At 75.1% G+C, this 19200-nt stretch carries 2 protein-coding genes; both read right to left on the reverse strand.

Annotation, left to right across the window (positions count from 1 at the left end):
• Positions 1-96 precede the first annotated feature (96 nt).
• Entirely contained in the window at positions 97-10782 is a 10686-nt protein-coding gene (locus tag ACFYX4_RS21630; RefSeq protein ID WP_389335491.1) for an amino acid adenylation domain-containing protein, read from the reverse strand.
• Positions 10779-18917: an amino acid adenylation domain-containing protein gene (locus ACFYX4_RS21635; RefSeq protein WP_389335493.1), complete on the reverse strand. Its 8139-nt coding sequence runs from the start codon at positions 18915-18917 to the stop codon at positions 10779-10781. Before ACFYX4_RS21635 ends, ACFYX4_RS21630 begins: the two co-directional genes overlap by 4 nt.
• Positions 18918-19200 lie beyond the last annotated feature (283 nt).

The following is a 19200-nucleotide window of genomic DNA, read 5'->3' on the forward strand; positions in this document are numbered from 1 at the left end:
TGCTTCTCCTCGTTCATCGGTTCGTTGGTTCGTCGGTTAGTCGGTCAGTCGATTGGTAAGTCGGTCGGTCGGTCGGTTCGATTCGGCGGTGGTCGGTCAGTCGCCGGAGCCCGGCCGGGGCGTCGCGTCGGCGATCGCCCGTGCGAGCCGGTCCGCCAGCACCGCGCTGTGCGGGGGGTCCACCAGCGTGTGGTGGTCGCCGGGGATCGCGAGGTGACGCACCGCGCTCGCCCGCGCCCGCCAGGGCGCCGGATCCACCAGCGGGGTGGCGAGTTCGGCGTGCACCTCGGACACCGTGAACAGATGGACCGGGGTGTCCAGAACCGCCTCGGTGCGGTACCCGGCCGCCGCCGTGCCGTTGGCCGAGGCGACCCGCAGCATCCGGCGCAGCGCCTGCGGGGCACAGTGCCTCGGGAGGCTGCCGTTGTCGCGCCCCTTGCGGACCAGGGCGTCGAGCAGGGCCTCCTCGTCGAGCGCGCGCGCCTCGGCGGCGTCCAGGCCGGCCGCCAGTCCGTGGCGCAGCAGGTCGTCGTCCCCGGGATCCGGCTCGGCCCCGGCGCGCGGGCCGGGAGCGGCGGAGTCGATCAGGCCGAGGAAGGCGACCCGCTCGCCGGCGGCCTCGAGCCGCGCCGCGATCTCGTAGGCGACGGTGCCGCCGAACGACCAGCCCGCCAACAGGTAGGGGCCGGACGGGACTTCCGCGCGGATCGCCGCGAGATACCGCTCCGCCATGGCGGACACGTCGTCGAGCGGAGCGTCGTCGGTGTTGCAGCCCACCGCCTCCACACCGAGCACCCGCCGGGAGCCGTCGGAGGTCTTCGCCAGCTCCCGGACCAGGTCCAGGTAGCAGACGACGTCGCCGCCGCGCGGATGGAACAGGATCAGCGGGGGACGGCCGTCGCCGCCGTCCGCACCGTCGGAGAGCGGTACCAGCAGCCGGCCGGACGCGGCTGCCGCCTCGGGCAGCGCCTCGCACAGCAGCTCCACCGTCGGCCTGCGGAAGATCAGGTTCAGGGGGAGTTCCACCCCGAACTCCGCGCGCACGGCCGACATCAGCTCGAACGCCTTCAGCGAGTGGCCGCCCAGGGCGAAGAAGTCGTCCCTGACGCCGACCGGTCCGGTGCCGAGCACCCCCTCCCACAGCCGGGCCATCCGCAGCTCGGCCGCGTCGCGCGGAGCCACCCGCGGCGCGTCGGCCGCACGGTCGGCGCCCGGCGCGGGGGCGGGCAGGGCCCGGCGGTCGAGCTTGCCGTTCGGGGTGAGCGGCAGCCGCTCCAGCGCGGTCAGCACGCCGGGCACCATCGGGGCCGGCAGCTCCTCCCGCAGGAAGTCGCGCAGCGCCGCCGGATCGCCGTCCCCGTCCCGCCAGACCACATAGCCGACGAGGACCGCGTCCACACCGCTCCCGTGCACGGCGGCGGCAGCCGCCGCGACCTCGGGACGGCGGGCGAGCGCCGCCTCGATCTCGCCCAGCTCGATACGGTGGCCGCGCACCTTGACCTGCCCGTCCGCCCGGCCCCGGTACTCCAGGCCGCCGTCGGCGAGCCTGCGCACCAGGTCACCCGTGCGGTAGAGCCGGCCGCCGTCGTCGAACGGGTCGGCGACGAACCGCTCCGCGGTCAGGGCGGGCCGGCCGTGGTAGCCGCGGGCCACCCCGTCCCCGCCGATGTACAGCTCGCCGAACACGCCCACCGGCAGCGGTCGCAGCCGCTCGTCGAGCACGTGCAGCCGGGTGTTGGCGAGCGCCTCGCCGATCGGCGCGGGCCCGTCGGGGTCCTCGGGGGAGAGCCGGTGCGCCGTCGACCAGACGGTGGTTTCCGTCGGCCCGTACACGTTCCATACGACGCCCAGGGCGGACCGCATCCGCGCGGCGAGCGCCGTCGGCAGCGCCTCGCCGCCGCACAGGGCACGGACCCGCGGGCTCTCCCAGCCGGCCTCCATCAGCTGGTGCCAGGTGGCGGGCGTCGCCTGGACGACCGTGGCCCCGGCCGAGTCCAGCTCCTTGGCCAGCAGCCTGCCGTCCCGGGCGGTCTCACGGTCCACGACCCGTACCCGCGCCCCGCAGGTCAGCGGCACCAGCAGTTCGAGCACGGCGATGTCGAAGGACGCGGTGGTGACGGCGGCGACGACATCGCCGGGGCCCGTCTCGAGCCTGCGCACCATGTCGTGCGTGAAGTTGGCCAGCGCCCGGTGCGACACCATCACGCCCTTGGGACGGCCGGTCGAGCCGGACGTGTACAGCACGTACGCGAGGTCTTCCGGGTGCACCGGGGCCGACGCCGCCTCGGGGGCGGCCGTGCGGTCGTCCACCAGGTCGGCGACGTTGAGCACCCGCACCGGACCGGAGACCGGCGGTGCGCCGACCGGGCCGTCCGAGGCGATCAGCAGCCGCGCGCCGCTGTCCGACAGCATGTGGCCGATCCGCTCGGCCGGATATCCGGGGTCGACCGGGACGTACCGGGCGCCGCTGCGCAGGACGCCGAGCAGGGCGACCGGCAGCAGCACGGACCGGTCGACGCTCACGGCGACCGCCGTGCCGGGGCCCGCGCCGAGCGCGGCCAGCCGGTCGGCGACCCGGCCCGAGAGGTCCCACAGCCCGGCGTAGTCGAGCCGGCGACGGCCGTCGTCGACGGCGACCGCGTCCGGCGTACGGGCCGCCTGCTCCCCGACGCGCTCGTGCAGCGGCGCTTCCGGGACCGGCTGGGCGGTGTCGTTCCACCGGGCGGCGAACTCCTGCTCCCGGCCCCCCGGGAGCAGCGCCAGCGAGCCGACGCGGGTGTCCGGGGCCGCCGCGGCCGCGGACAGCAGCTCCAGCAGGGCCGCCGTCAGCCGGGCCACGCTCGGCCGGCCGAAGAGGTCGGTGGCGAACACCGCCTCGCCGCGCAACTCGCCCTCCTCCTCCGTGAAGTAGAGCGACAGGTCGAACTTCGAGGCGCTGCTGTCCAGTTCGAGGGGCTCGGCGGTGATCCCCGCCGGCAGCCGCGGCGGCGCGGGCTCCTCGTTGAGGACCAGCATCACCTGGAACAGCGGGTTGCGGCTGAGGTCGCGCTCCGGGCGCAGCTCCTCCACCAGCCGCTCGAACGGCACCTCCTGGTGGGCGTACGCCTCCAGCGCCGTGTCCCGGGCCCGGGCGACGAGATCGGCGAAGGCGGGGTCGTCGGAGAGATCCGCGCGCAGGACGAGGTTGTTGACGAAGAAGCCCACCAGCGGCTCCAGTTCACCCCGGTCACGGCCCGCGACGGGCGAGCCGACGGCCACGTCGTGCGTGCCCGCCCAGCGGCCCAACAGGGCCTGGACGCCTGCCAGCAGCACCATGAAGAGGGTCGCCTCGCGGCCCCGGCCGAGGGCGCGCAGCCGCTCCACGAGGGGCGCGGGGACGGTGAACGAGTGCCGGTCGCCGCGCCCCGAGGGGGCGGCGGGACGCGGGCGGTCCGTGGGCAGTTCGAGCGGGGCGAGCCCCGCGAGCCGCTCCCGCCAGTACGCGAGCTGCCGCTCCAGCAGCTCGCCGCTGAGCCGTTCACGCTGCCAGGCGGCGAAGTCGCGGTAGGAGACGGTGAGTTCGGGCAGCGGCTCGTCGCTGTCCCCGGTCCGCGCGCGGTAGGCGGCGAAGAAGTCCCGCCAGAAAACCCCGGCCGACCAGCCGTCGAACGCGGCGTGGTGGGCGACGACCACGAGCAGGTGCTCGCGCGGCGCGGTCCGGATCAGCCGGGCGCGCACCAGGGGCGCGCGGGTCAGGTCGAAGGGCAGGGCGGCGTCCGCGCCGGCCAGTTCGAGGGCCCGTCGGTCGGCCGTCCCGGCGTCGTCGCCGGACAGGTCCGTGAAGACCGGTTCGAACACGTCGGCCGGTTCGGTCACCAGCCGGGCGGACCCGCCAGGGCCGCCCTCCTCGACACGGGAGCGCAGCACCTCGTGCCGGGCGACGACGTCCCGCAGGGCGTCGAGGGCGGCCTGCGCGTCGAGCTCCCCCGTCAGGCGTGTCGTGCCGGGCATGTTGTAGTCCGGGCGGCCCGGCTGGAGCCGGTCCAGCAGCCACAGCCGCTGCTGGCCGAAGGAGAGCGGCGACGGCCCTACGGGCAGCACCGGGATCCCCGGCTCCTCGTCCGCGCCGAGGGACGCGAGGGCGCGGGCGAAGTCCTCGGCGACGGGGTGCTGGAACAGGGACCGCATCGGGACGTCCAGGCCGAGCAGTCTGCGCAGCCGGGACACCACCCGCGTGGCCTTCAGCGAGTGCCCGCCCCGCTCGAAGAAGTGGTCCAGGACGCTGACCGGGCCGTCCCCGAGGATCTCCTCCCAGACGTGGACCACCGTCCGCTCCAGCGCCGTCCGGGGCGCGACGTGCGGCCGGTCCGCGCCGCCCGCGCCCGGGGCGGGAGCCGGCAGCGCCTTGCGGTCCGTCTTGCCGTTGGGCGTCAGCGGCAGCGCGTCCAGCACCACGACCGACGACGGCACCAGCGCGGCCGGCAGCGTCGCGCGCACGGTGTCCAGCACCTCCGCCGGACCGCCGTGCGGCGCCCCGTCCGCGTGCCACTCCACATAGGCGACCAGAGTGCGGTCGGCTCCGGTGCCGTGCGCGGCCACCGCCGTGCGGGCCACCGCGGGATGCCGCAGCACCGCGGCCTCGACCTCGCCCAGCTCCACCCGGTGTCCGCGCACCTTCACCTGGTTGTCGCGCCGCCCGTGGAACTCCAGCACCCCGTCCGCCCGCAGCCGGGCCAGATCGCCCGTCCGGTACATGCGGCTGCCGGGCGGACCGTAGGGGTCGGGCACATAGGCCGTCGCGGTGCGGCCGGGATCGCCCAGATAGCCGCGCGCCACACCGCGCCCGGCGATGTACAGCTCGCCGACCGCGCCCGCCGGCAGCAGCTCCAGACGCGGACCCAGGACGCGCACCCGCGCGCCGGGCAGCGGCCTGCCGATCGGGACGCGCCCACGGGCCACGTCCTCGTCCGTGACGACGTGGTACGTCGTGGTGTTGGTGCACTCGGTGGGCCCGTACTGGTTGACCAGCCGCAGCCGGTCCGGGACGCCCAGCGCCCGCGCCGCGTCGGCGAGCGGCGCGGTGAGCGCCTCGCCGGTCGTCAGCACCAGCCGCAGGTCCGCCGACGGGCCGGGCGACGCGGCCACGACGAGGGCCAGCATCGACGGGACGACGGACAGGACGGCCGTGACCCGCTCGGCGTGCAGCAGCCGGGCCAGCGCGTCCGGGTCGTCCGCCTCTTCGGCGGTGGCCAGCACGACGCGGCCGCCCGTCGCCAGCGGGGCGAACAGGTCGCGCACCGACGGGTCGAAGGTGAGCGCCGTCCGCGCGAGGACCGTGTCCTCCTCACCGAGACCGAACGTGCCGGTCAGCGCGGCCAGATAGCCGGTGATCGCCGCGTGCGGCACCGCGACGCCCTTCGGACGCCCGGTGGAGCCCGAGGTGTAGAGCAGATAGGCGAGGTCACCAGGGCCGGCCGCGGCGGACGGCGGCGTCGCCGGCAGCGCGTCGATCAGCGCCTGCTCCCGGTCCAGGTCCAGCACCGTCACACCGTCCGGAAGCCCGGCGGCCACGACCTTGCCGGACGACCCGTCCGTCACCGCCACCCGCGTCCCGCTGTCGGCGAGGACCGTGCGGACCCGCTCGGCCGGCTGGCCGGGGTCCACCGGCACGTACGCCGCGCCCGCCTTGAGAACGGCCAGGACGGCGGCGACCGTGCGGGTACCGCGTCCGGTCATCACGGCGACCGTCGACCCCGCGCCGGCGCCCAGCTCCCGCAGCCGCCGGGCGAGCCGGTTGGCGTCGGCGTCCAGCTCCCCGTACGTGGTGGAGCGTCCCGCGCAGGTCACGGCGACCGCGCCGGGCCGGCGGCGGGCCTGCTCCTCGACCAGGGCGTGCAGGGTCGCCGCCCGCGTGGGGAACTCCCGCCCGCCGGGCGCGTCGTTCGCGCCGAGCAGCGCGGCGCGTTCCGCCTCCGACAGCACCTCCAGCCGGGACAGCGGCGTCTCCGGATCGGCCGCCGCGGAGCGCAGCAGCCGCGCGTAGTGCCCGGCGAAACGCTCCATCGTGGCGTGGTCGAACAGGTCGGACGCGTAGCTCAGGGTGCCGGTCAGACCGCCCGGGTGCTCGGTGACGGCGAGGCTCAGGTCGAACTTGGCCGTGCCGTTCGCGGTGTCCAGCGAGGCGGTGCGCACGCCCTCCAGGGGCAGGGTGTCCAACTGCTCGGGATGCAGCTGGAAGAGGACGTCGAAGAGCGGGTTGCGGCTCAGGTCGCGCTCCGGGCGCAGCTCCTCCACCAGCCGGTCGAACGGCACGTCCTGGTGCTCGAACGCCGCCAGCGCCGTCTCCCGGATCCGGCGCACGGCCTCGCCGAACGTCGGGTCGCCGGACAGGTCGGTGCGCAGCACCAGCGTGTTCACGAAGAACCCGATGAGCGGCTCCAGTTCGGTGCGGTCCCGGCCCGCGACCGGTGAACCGACCGCCAGGTCGTGCTGCCCCGTCCACCGGGCCAGCAGCGACTGGAAACCGGCGAGCAGCACCATGAACAGCGTCGCCCCACGCTCCCGGGCGAGACTCCCCAGCCGCCCGGCCAGCTCCGGCGGCAGCTCGAAGGACAGCGTCCCGCCCGCGCCGGTCCGCGTGTGCGGCCGGGGCCGGTCCGTGGGCAGCTCCAGCGCGGGCAGGTCGGCGAGCCGCTCCCGCCAGTGCGCGATGCCCCGGTCGGCCGCGCCCTCCGCCAGCCGGCGCTGCTGCCAGTGCGCGTAGTCGCCGTACTGGACGGGCAGGGCGGGCGGCGCGGGGCGCTCACCGCGCCGCAGGGCCGCGTAACCGTCCGACAGTTCCCGCCACAGCACGGGCATCGACCAGCCGTCGCCCACGGTGTGGTGCAGGACGAGGACGAGCAGATGCTCCTCGGCGTGGACGCGCACCAGACGGGCCCGCAGCAGCGGCGCCCGGGTCAGGTCGAACGGGGCGGCGGCGTCCGCGTGCGCCAGACCGAGCGCCCGCGACCGGGCCTCGTTCGCCGACAGCCCGCCGAGATCCGTCAGGAGCGGCTCGAACACCTCGGCGGGCTCCACCAGTTGGACGGGCCCGTCCGCACCCTCGGTCAGCCGCGAACGCAGCACCTCGTGCCGTGCGACCACCGCTCGCAGCGCGTCCAGCAGGGCCTCCGCGTCGAGCGCGCCCTCCAGCCGGACGGCGACCGGGATGTTGTAGTCCGGGCGGCCCGGCTGGAGTTGGTCCAGGAACCACAGGCGCTGCTGCGCGAAGGACAGCGGCGCGGTGCTCCCGGCGGGACGCGGCACGACCCGGTCCGCGGCGGCGTCCGGCGCGTCGAGCCGCAGCGCGTCCAGCGCGGCGGCGAACCGCTCCAGCACCGGGTGCTCGAACAGCAGCCGCAGCGGCACCTCCGCGCCCAGCCGCACGCCGAGACGCGACACCGCCCGGGTGGCGCGCAGGGAATGCCCGCCGAGGGCGAAGAAGTCGTCGTGCCGGCCGACGCGGCCGGCGCCGAGCACCTCGGCCCACACCTCGGCGGCGAGCCCTTCGGTCTCCGTGCGCGGCTCCGCGAACTCGGCCCTGCGCAGGGCCTGTTCACCGGGGGCGGGCAGCGCGCGCCGGTCGAGCTTGCCGTTGGGCGTCATCGGCAGGCCGGGCACCGGCACGATCGCGGCGGGCAGCATGTACGCGGGCAGCCGGTCCGCGAGCGCGCGGTGCAGCTCCCCGGGGTCGGCGTCCGCGCCGGGGGCGGCCACCACGTAGGCGACCAGGCACGGTTCGCCCGGGGTGTCCTCGCGGACGACGACCGCGGCGCGGCCCACCCCCGGGCAGCGGGTCAGCTCGGCCTCGATCTCGCCCGGCTCGATACGGAAGCCGCGGATCTTCACCTGCTGGTCGGCGCGGCCCAGGTAGTCGACGGCGCCGTCCGGGCGTCGCCTGGCCAGGTCCCCGGTGCGGTACATCCGCGCCCCGGGCGGCCCGTAGGGGTCGACGGCGAACCTGTCCGCCGTCAGCCCCGGCCGGCCGAGGTAGCCGCGGGCGACACCGGTGCCGCCGACGCACAGCTCGCCGACCGCGCCCTCCGGCACCGGACGCCCACGCTCGTCGAGCACGTACAGCCGGGTGTCGTCCAGCGCCGAGCCGATCGGCACCCGGCCCTCCACCGCGCTGCCGTCCCCGCCGGTCAGCCGGTGCGCGGTGGCGAACGTGGTCGTCTCGGTGGGGCCGTAGACGTTCACCAGCACGGTGCCGGGAGCCGCCTCCAGGGCCCGCCGGAAGGACACGGGACTCGCGGCCTCACCGCCGGTCCACACCTCCCGCAGCTCCGTGAGCAGTTCGACGCGCTCCTCGACGACCAGGTCGAACAGGGCCGCGGTCAGGAACAGCGCGGTGATCCGGTGCTCGCGCACCAGCCGGGCCAGCGTGTCCGCGCCGATCCGGCCGGGCGGGGCCATCACCACCGTGCCGCCGGTCAGCAGCGGCGTCCACACCTCGTACGTGGAGGCGTCGAAGGCGAGCGGCGAGTGGGCGAGGACCCTGCGGTGGGGCGCGCCGAAGGCGGAGTCGCGGGCGAGTGCCGCGATGTTCCCCTGAGTCACGCCGATGCCCTTGGGCTCGCCCGTCGAGCCGGAGGTGTACATGACGTAGGCGAGCTGGTCGGGGGTGCAGACGACGGCGTCGGGCTGGTCGGGGGTGTGCATCACGGCGTCGGGCTGGTCGGGGGTGTGCATCACGGCGTCGGGCCGGGCAGGGCCGGCCTTCGTGTCGAGCGCGGAGCCCTCGGTGGCGTCGAGCACCGGCACGGGCGACCCCACGACGGCCTCGTGCCCGGCCAGGGCCGGATCGGTGAGCAGCAGGCGCACGCCGGTGCGCTCCAGCATCCAGTGCAGGCGCTGCACCGGGAAGGCCGGGTTCAGCGGTACATACGCGCCGCCCGCCTTCAGCACCGCCAGCATCGCCGCCGGCACGTGCACCGAGCGGTCCATGAACAACGCAACCGGCGTCTCGCGGACCACCCCGCCCGCCCGCAGCCGCGCCGCCAACTCGTCCGAGCGGGCGTCGAGTTCGGCGTAGCTGAGCCGGTCGTCGCCGCAGACCACGGCCGTCGCGCCGGGGGAGCGCAGGACCTGCGCGGCGAACAGCTCGCCCGGCGCGGCGGGCGCCAGGTCCTCGCGCACCGTGCCGTGGCCGCCGGCGACGAGGCGGGCGGCGGAGTCGTCACCGGGCAGCAGCTCCGCGAGCGGCCGGTCGGGGGCTTCCACGGCCGCCGACAGCAGCTCCAGGTAGTGACCGAGCAGCAGTTCGGCGGTGGCCGGGTCGAACAGGTCGGTGTCGGCCACCAGCGAGCCGGTGCAGCGGTCGGCCCCCTCGGAGACGAACACGCTCAGGTCGAACAGCGACGCGCCGAAGTCGCACGCCACGGTCTCGACGCCCACGCCCGGCAGACGCAGCGCCGCCGTCTCGTCGCTCGCCGCGGCGAACATCACCTGCACCAGCGGGTTCATGTCGCCGGACCGCTCGGGGCTCAGCCGCTCCACCAGCCGGTCGAACGGCACCTCTTGGTGGTCGTACGCGTCCAGCGACACCCATCGGACGCGGCCCAGCAGCTCCTGGAAGCCGATGTCGCCCGACAAGTCGGTGCGCAGCACGAGGGTGTTGACGAAGAAGCCGATCAGCGGCTCCAGTTCGACCCGGTCACGGCCCGCGACCGGCGTGCCGACCGCGATGTCCGTACGGCCCGACACCCGGGCCAGGACCGCCTGGAAACCGGCGAGCAGCGTCATGAACAGGGTGACACCGCGCGCCTCGGCCAGCCGGCGCAGCCGGTCGGTGAGCTCCTGGTCGAGCGTGAACGGCAGGCTGTGCCCGCCGCCGCTGCGACGGGTGGGCCGGGGCCGGTCCGTCGGCAGCTCCAGCGGCTCCAGACCGGCCAGCCGCTCCTCCCAGTGCCGCAGCCCGGCGTCCAGCGCGCCGCTCGCCAGGCGCTCCCGCTGGCGGCGGGCGTGGTCCTGGTAGGCGACGGGCAGCTCGGGGACGCGCGGCGGCACGTCCCGCAGCAGGGCCGCGTAGCCCTCGGACAGCTCCTGCCACAGCAGGGACATGGACCAGCCGTCGGTGGCGATGTGATGGACGACCAGCACCAGCACGTGGTCGTCCGCGCCGAGGCGGATCAGCAGGGCGCGCAGCAGCGGCCCGGCGGCGAGGTCGAACGGCCGACGCGCCTCCTCCCGGGCCAGGTCCAGGGCCCGCTGCTCGACGTCCGCCGCGGGGATGCCGTCACCGGCCGCGCCGTCACGGGCTGTGCCGTGTGCGCCGTCTGTGTCGTCTGTGCCGTGTGCGCCGTCACCGGCCGTGCCGAGGTCGAGCAGGGCGAGCGGCACCTCGTCGGGGGCGGGGAGCACGACCGGGACCGGCTGCCCGTCCCGCTCCTCGAACACCGTCCGCAGCGGCGCGTGCCGCCCGACGACGGCGGTCAGACTCCGCCGCAGCAGGTCCCGGCGCAGCGGTCCGCGCAGCCGTACGACCTCCGGTATCGCGTAGCCGGACGCACCGCCCCGCATCCGGTCCACCAGCCACATGCGCTCCTGAGCGAACGAGGCGACGGGCGCGGCGGGGGTGTGCGGCGGCGCGGAGCTGGTGGTCGGGGGCGTGGAGCTGGTGGTCGAAGGCGTGGCGGCGGCGGGCGTCTCGCCCGTGACCGCCGACGCGTCCGCCAGGGCCGACCGCACCCGGCGGCGCATCAGCTCACGGGCGGCGGCCAGCCGGCTGTCGGCGGCGCCCGGCGTGCTCTCCTGGATGGTCACGAGGTCTCTCCCTGCGAAGCGTGGGCCACGGAAGACGTGAGGGACGTGCTTGACGTGGGGGCTGTGGGGGCTGTGGGGGATATCGGGGACATGAGGGGCAGCGCGTCGTCCGCCGTCGAGGCGGCGATGTCGGCGAGGAGGGCGGTCTCGACCGCCACGGCGAGCGCGGCGACGGTCCGCTGTTCGAACAGCATGTGCAGGGGCAGCTCCAGGGCCAGCGACTGGCGCAGCCGCGCCGCGACCCGGGTGGCGCTCAGCGAGTGGCCGCCGAGGGCGAAGAAGTCGTCGTGGCGTCCGACGTCCTCGACGCCGAGGACCGCGCTCCACACGGCCGCGACCAGCTCCTCGATCTCGCCGTCCGGCGGTTCGTGCCCGCTCGGGGCCGCGGTCGGCGCCGGCAGGGCCCTGCGGTCGAGCTTGCCGTTCGGCGTGACGGGCAGCGCGTCCACGACGACCACCAGCGGCACCATGTACTCGGGCAGGCTCCGCGCCAGTTCGGCGCGCAGCGCCCCTGCTTCCGGAGCCGCTCCCGGTTCCGGGACGACATAGCCGACGAGCCTGCGCTCGCCCGGCGTGTCCTCGCGGACCACGACCGCGGCCCGTCCCACCCCGGCCTGTCGCGCGAGGGCGGTCTCGATCTCGCCCAGCTCGATCCGGAAGCCGTGGATCTTCACCTGGTCGTCGGTGCGGCCCAGGTACTCGACCGCGCCGTCCGCCCGCAGCCGCGCGATGTCGCCGGTGCGGTACATCCGCGAACCCGGCGGCCCGAACGGGTCGAGCGGGAAACGCTCCGCGGTCAGCGCGGGCCGCCGCAGATAGCCGCGGGCCAGCCCCGCCCCGGCGAGGAACAGCTCGCCCGGGAACCCGACCGGGACGGGTCGGCCCGCCGGATCGAGCACGTACAGCGCCGTGTTCCAGATCGGCCGTCCGATGGGCACCGGCCCCTCGTCCGCGCGGCGGCAGTCCCAGTGGGTGACGTCGACGGCAGCCTCGGTGGGCCCGTACAGGTTGTGCAGCGGCACGTCGAGCACGTCGAGGAAGCGGTTCTTCAGCTCCTCGGGCAGCGCCTCGCCGCTGCACACCACCCGGCGCAGCGAACGGCAGCCGGCGGCGGCGGGCTCCGCCACGAACGCGGCGAGCATGGACGGCACGAAGTGCGCGGTGGTCACCGACTCCCGCTGGATCACCCGCGCCAGGTACGCCGGGTCCTTGTGCCCGCCGGGCTCGGCGACCACCAGGGCGGCGCCGGTCAGCAGCGGCCAGAAGAACTCCCACACCGACACGTCGAAGCCGAACGGCGTCTTCTGCAACACCCGGTCGTCGGGCCCGAGCCCGTACCGGTCCTGCATCCACAGCAGCCGGTTGACGATCGCGGAGTGCTCGACGACGACGGCCTTGGGTTGGCCGGTGGAGCCGGAGGTGTAGATGACGTAGGCGGGATGGGACGGCAGCAGCCCTCCCGGCTCACCCGGCTCGGGTGCGACGGACACCGCGGGTGCCGCGTCCGCCGTCCCGCCGCCCCCTTCGGCGTCCAGGAGCAACCGGGGCGCCGACGCTGCGGCCGGGAGCCCGTCGGCCACGTCGGAGGTGGTCAGCAGCAGTACCGGCGCGGCGTCGGACAGCATGAACGCGATCCGCTCCGCCGGCAGGGAGGGGTCGACCGGAAGGTAGGCCGCACCCGACTTGAGGACGGCGAGCAGCGCGACGACCAGTTCGGTGGACCGGTGCAGGGCGACCGCGACGATCTCCTCCGGTCGCGCGCCCCGGGCGCGGAGCCCGGCGGCGAGCGCCTCGGCCCGGGCGTCGAGTTCGGCGTACGTCAGACGCTCGTCGCCGAACACGGTCGCGAGGGCGTCCGGGGTGCGGGCGGTCTGCCGTTCGAACAGTTCCACGAGCGTGGTCGCGGGCACGGGCGCCGCCGTGTCGTTCCACTCCGCGATCATCCGGTGCTGCTCGGCCGAGACGACGTCGACCTCGCCCACGGTCGTCGCCTCCGTCTCCTCGGCGACCGCCGTCAGCAGCCGCTGAAGTCCCTCGGCGACGCTCAGCGCGGCTCGCGTGTCGAGGACGTCGGGCCGGTGGTCGAGGTGCAGCCGCAGCCGCTCTCCCGGCAGGACGATGAGGTTGACGGTGTAGTGCGTCGCGTCCGACCCGTCGACGGCGGCCAGTTGCACTCCACCGGCCAGGTCCCGCATCTCCGCGAGGTCCAGCGGATAGTTCTCGACGACGACCGCGGTGTCGAACAGCGTGCCGAGCCCGGCCGCCCGCTGGATGTCCGCCAGCCCCAGGTGCTGGTGGTCCATCAGCGGGGCCTGCTCGTCCTGGAAGCGGGTCAGGGCGGCGAGCAGGGTCTCCTCGTCCCGCACCCGGAAGCGCACCGGCAGGGTGTTGATCAGCAGCCCCACCATGCTCTCGATCCCCGCGACCGGCGCGGTGCGCCCGGAGACCGTGCCGCCGAAGACCACGTCCTCACGGGCCGTGAGCCGGGCCAGCAGGATCGCCCAGCACCCTTGCACGACGCTGTTGAGCGTGATGCCCGCCGACCGGGCCCGCCCGGTGAGCCGAGCGGTCGCCTCCGGCGACAGCTCCACCGTGGTCCGCTCCGGCAGCGCGCCGAGCTTGTTCGGGTCCGCGGAGCCCAGCAGGGTGGGCTCGTCCAGGCCCGCCAGCGCGTCCCGCCAGGCCGCCGTCGCCGCCTCCCGGTCCTGGCCGGCCAGCCAGGCGAGGTGGTCGCGGTAGGGGACTGCCGACGCGGCGAGCGAGGAAGGCTCGGCACCGGTCAAGTCCGCGTAACCGGTGAGGAGTTCGCGCAGGAGAACGGCGGACGACCAGCCGTCCCACAGGATGTGATGGTTCGTCATCAGCAGCCGGTGCCGGTCCTGACCCGCGCGGACGAGGGTGAAGCGCACCAACGGAGGCCGCTCCAGGTCGAATCGCCGGGCCCGGTCGTCGGCGAGCAGTCGCTCCCAGACGGCGTCGCGTTCGTCCGTGGGGTGCGTGGTGAGGTCGACCGAGGCCCACGGGACCTCGACATCGCCGGCCACCACCTGCACGGGACGGTCGAGCCCACGGTCGGTGAACGCCGCCCGCAGCGCGTCGTGCCGTGCCAGCAGGGCCCCGCAGGCCTGCCGCAGGGCACTCGCGTCGAGCGGGCCGTCCAGGGTCAGGACGATCTGGCCGGTGTAGGCGTCCGTGCCGGTGGCGTCGTAGGCGGCGTGGAAGAACAGGCCTTCCTGGAGGGGCGACAGGGGCAGTACGTCGGTCAGTCCCGGGTGCCGTTCGGCGAGGCCGTCCATGTCCCCACGGGAGAGGCCGGCCGGCGCGAGGTCGGCGCGGACGGGGCTGTCCGGGGCCTCGGGAGACGACTCGGCCAGCAGGCGCAGGGCAGCGAGCCAAGCGTCGGCAAGCGCGTCGGCCTCTTCCTCGGCCAGCAGGTTCTCCGGCCAGGTCAGCACGGCGGTGAGGGACGGACCGTCCGCCCCCTCCACCGCAAGTGCGTCGATCTGGAGGCAGTGGTCGACCGGCATCGCGGGATCGGCGTGGGCGGCGAGTGCGCCCGCGCCGGGGGCCGGGCTCCAAGGCCCGTGGTCCGCGCCGTCGAAGCGGCCCAGGTAATTGAACAGCACGCGCGGCTGGGGGAGTCGGGCCAACTCACTCGCGGTCTCTGGGTTCAGACGGCTCAGCAGTCCGTAACCGGTGCCGTGGTCCGGGACGGCGGCGAGGCAGCCGTGCACCCGCCCGGCCAGCGCGGCGAGCGCGTCCCCGTCGCCCTGCCCGGCCGCGGCCAGGTCGAGCCCGCGCAGGTCGAGCCGGACCGGGTACTGGGTGGTGAACCAGCCCACCGTGCGCGACAGATCGTGCCGGCCCGTCCGGTCCGCCCGGCCGTGCCCCTCCAGGTCCAGCAGCAGCGAGTCCGGGCCGCCGACCCCGGCGACACCGGGATGACGGGCGGCCAGGGCGAGCGCCGTCAGCAATACCTCGGCGGGGCCGGTGCGGAGGGCTACGGGCACGGAAGTCAGCAGGGGCCCGGCTGTCTCCGCCGGGAGGGTCAGGGTACGGGTGCGGGTGGTGCCGATGGTGTCCCGCGCCGGGTCGGGCGCCCGGTCCCACGGCGCGGGCGTCACGTCCAGTTCCGGCGAGGGTGCGTCCGTGTTCGCGTGCGAGTCCGTGAGCGTGTCTGTGCCCGTGCCCGTGTTCGTGTTCGGTGCCAGGGTCCGTCGCCAGTAGGGGAGTTCGGCCAGCACCTCGGGGGAGACGGCCAACTCCTGGAGGTGGGCGGCCCAGACGCGGAACGGGGTGCCGGCGCCCTGCGACGGCAGCACCGCGTCACCGTCACCGGCCGCCGAGTCGCCGTCACCAGCGACCGCATCCCAAGCGGCGGCGAGATCGTCGAGCAGGATGCGCCAGGACACGCCGTCCACGGCCAAGTGGTGCACGCACAGCAGCAGTCGGTCCGGCAGACCGTCGCCGCCGCACCACCGCACGGCCCGCACCTGCACCCCTCGGGCCGGGTCCAGCTCCGCCGCCGCGTCAGCCCCGGCGGTCTGCGCGTCGAGGGGCTCGTCCGCCCGCCGCAACACCCCGGCGGCGTCGACCGAACCGGGCTCGCCGATCACGAGGGCGGGGCGCCCGTCCGGCCCCTCGGCCACGCGCAGCCGCAGCGCCGCGTGCCGGTCGAGGACCGTCTGCAAGACGCGGACCAGCCGGGCGTCGTCAGCGCCGGCGGGCAGGGTGAGGGTCATCGACTGGCTGAAGCGGCCGATCGGTCCCGGCCCGTCGAGCAGCCACCGCATGACAGGCGTAGTCGCCGATTCGCCGAACTTCTCGACGGAGTCGCCCTGTTCGGACATGGCGTCCGGTGCGTCGAGGGAGCTGTCCATCGCGCTGCCGACCGCGCCGGCGAGGGCGGCCGGGGTCTTGTGCGTGAAGACGTCGCCCAGCGTGAACGTGAGGCCCCGTGCGCGGGCGCGGCTGACCAGGGTGAGGGCGGCGATGCTGTCGCCGCCGAGGGAGAAGAAGTTGTCGTCGGGCGCGACGGCGCGGCCCAGCACGTCAGCGAAGAGCGCGCACAGCGTGCCCTCGGGGCCCGCCGCGGGCTCGCGCGCCGGCGTGTCCGGTTCCGGCTCCTGGTCCGGTCCCGGCGTGGGCAGCGCCCGGCGGTCGACCTTCTTGTTGGCCGTCAGGGGCAGCGCGTCCAGGGCGACGAAGATGTGGGGCACCATGTAGTGCGGCAGGAACTCGGCCAGATGCGCGGCCAGTTCGGCCGAGGGCGCGACCACTCCGCCGGGTTCCGGTGCGACGAACGCGACGAGACGCCGCCCGCCGCCCGGGGCGGGCCGAACGTCGACCGCCGCCTGCCGCACCGAGGGGTGACGGCCCAGAACGGTCTCGATCTCGCCCAGTTCGACGCGGTAGCCGTTCACCTTGACCTGCTGGTCGATACGGCCCAGGTACTCCAGGTCCCCGTCCGCCGACCAGCGCACCAGGTCGCCCGTGCGGTACATCCGGGCCCCGGGGACGTCCGAGAACGGGTCGGGCACGAAACGATCGGCGGTCAGTCCCGGGCGTCCCGCGTACCCCTGCGCCAGACCGGCGCCCGCCACGCACAGCTCGCCCGCCGCGCCGGGAGGCAGCAGCCGCAGCCGCGAATCCACCACGTAGGCACGGTGGTTGACCATCGGCCGGCCGATCGGCGGCACCCGGCCGCCGTCACCGGGCGCGCAACGGTGCATGGTCACCTCGACGGTGGCCTCGGTGGGGCCGTAGCCGTTCCACACCTCGCGGCCCCCGGCCGCCCAGCGCGCCACCGCGTCGGCCGACGGGGCCTCGCCGCCGGTGGACAGGAAGCGCAGCGCGGGAAGCGCGCGGGGGTCCAACAGGGGCAGCAGCGCGGACGGCAGGTCGGCGACTGTGACCTTCTGGCGGGCCATCAGCGACTGGAGCCGGTCCAGGTCGGTGCGTTCCTCGTCGGTGGCCAGGACCAGCGTGCCGCCGCTCAGCAGCGCGCCGAACACGTCGAGCACGGACACGTCGAAGGACAGCGCCGCGAACCCGAGGAACCGCTCGCCCCCGCCCTGACCGGCCCCGACCTCCGCCACCGCGAGATGGGCGTGCACGAAGTCGACCGCGGCGGCATGCGGCACGACGACGCCCTTGGGCTCGCCGGTGCTGCCGGAGGTGTAGAGCAGATAGGCAGCCGAGAGCGCAGGCACGACCGCACGCCCGGCACCACCCCGGCCACCGGGACCATCCGGTCCATCCGGGACGACCACGGCACCCGCGCCCCGCACATCCCGCAGATCCCGTACATCCCGCACCTCCCCCTCCTCCCGCGCCCGCCGCACCGGCACCACAGCCGTACGCTCCGGCAGCAGCCCCCCACCGCTGTCCGCCGCATCGACGACGACGGCACCGATCCCGGCTCGGTCCACCACATACGCGACGCGCGCGGCGGGCAGCGCCGGGTCGAGGGGCACGTAGCAGCCACCCGCCTTGAGGACACCGAGCAGCGCGGCGACCATCGCGGGCGAGCGGCGGACACGCACCCCGACCGGCCGTCCCGGCCCCGTCAACGGCCGCAGTAGGCAGGCGAGTTCGTCCGCCCAGGCGTCGAGAGCGCCGTACGTCACCTCCTCGCCGTCGCAGACGACGGCGACGGCGTCCGGGGTGCGGGCAGCCTGCTCCTCGAAGAGCTCGTGCAGACAGCGGTCGGCGGGCGCGTCGGCCGCCCCGCCGTCCGCGAAGACGGCGAGTCGGCGCTCGTCGTCGGGCGTGAGCAGGCCGAGTGAGTCGACGACGGCGTCCGGCCCGGCGGCGGCCAGGCCGGCGAGGAACCGGGTGAAGCGCTCGCGGTGGGAATGCGCCTCGTCGGCGTCCATCTCACCGGCAGCCGCCTCGACCTGCACGGTCAGCGGGCTGTCGCCGCCGCGGTCGTAGACGTTGAGCGTGAGATGGTCGACGGGGCCGACCGTCAGGTTGTGGACGGTGGACGGGGCCCCGCCGAAGGCCAGCCCGTAGTCGAAGGACATCAGATTGACGGTGGCGTCCCACAGCCGCGCTCCGCCGTGGGCCTCCTCGATACGGTACCGCTGATGCCGCAGCACGTCCTTGATGCCGGCCGAGGTGCGGCGCACCAGCTCGCCGAGGGTCGTCGTGCCGGTGACGGCCAGACGCAGCGGCAGGACACGGGAGAACATGCCGGGCGTACGACGGGCGGCGGCCGTGGCGCGCCCGGTCACCGGCAGCCCCAGCACCACGTCCTCGGAGCCGTTGACCCGGTGCAGGTAGGCGGCAGCCGCCGCGATGACGAGGGCGGACCACCGTGTCCCGTACGTCCGGGCGGCCTCGCGCAGCATCCGCGCGTCGCCGTCGGGCACGTCACCTCTGACCCGCACGACGTCGCACATGGCCGCGACGGAACCGCCCCCACCTTGCTGCCCCGACTGCCCCGACTGCGTCGGCTGCCCCTGCTGCCCCTGCTGCCCCGGCCGCCCCGCGAACCCGACGGGCTCGGGGAGGTCGGCCAGCACGCCCTGCCAGAACGCCCGGTCGGCCTCCCGCGCCCCGGAGGCGAGGTAGGCCTCCTCCTCGGCGACGATCTCCCGCCACGGCACGGCATCGGTCGGCGGCACGCTGCCGCCGGCGACCAGCGCGGAGTAGTGTTCGGCGACCCGGCGGGCGAGGAGCGGCCCGCTCACACCGTCGGCGACGATGTGGTGGTAGCCCTGCATCCAGCAGAACACCTCGGGCCCGGTGCGTACCAGCAACTGCCGGTGCACATCACCGGAGGCCGGGTCCATCGGCCTCGCCAACTCGGCCCGCATCCGCGCCTCGGCGGCGGCGACGGGATCGGGAGCACCGCTCACGTCGACCGTCTCCAGCCGGAACGGCGGCAGCCCGGCCGCCGGCCGCTGCCACACCGCCCCGTCGCTCTCCCCGAAGCGCATCCCGAGCGCCTCGGTCTCCGCCAGCATCCGCCGCAGCGCCTCCTGGAAGAGCTCCGGATCCAGGGCTCCGTGGATCTCGAGATACTCGCCGATGGCGTAGTCACGACGCAGGGGGTCCAGTCGCTGCGCGAACCAGACACCGGCCTGCGCCGAGGTCAGGGGCAGCGACCCGTGGTCATCAGTGGGCATGGGGACGAAACTCCTCGGTTCGTTCGACGACGACGCGAGGATCACCTTCCGCGATACCCGACCACCGCAGTAGTCACCAGAATTCGCCTCTTGACACCCCCCACCCCACTACCGCCCGTTCCCGGTCACGAAAACCCGTGACGCCGGGGAGCACCGCGACGGGCGGTACCCTCGGCAGTTCGACGACTGCCGTTGAGAGTGGGGGCATTGATGGCGCGGTGTTCGTCCCGGGCTTCGTTGCTCGCAGCTGTGCTGCTTGCTCTGACGGTGTCGTCCTGCGGAG

The organism is Streptomyces sp. NPDC002328 (assembly GCF_042890065.1).
Classification (GTDB): Bacteria; Actinomycetota; Actinomycetes; order Streptomycetales; family Streptomycetaceae; genus Streptomyces.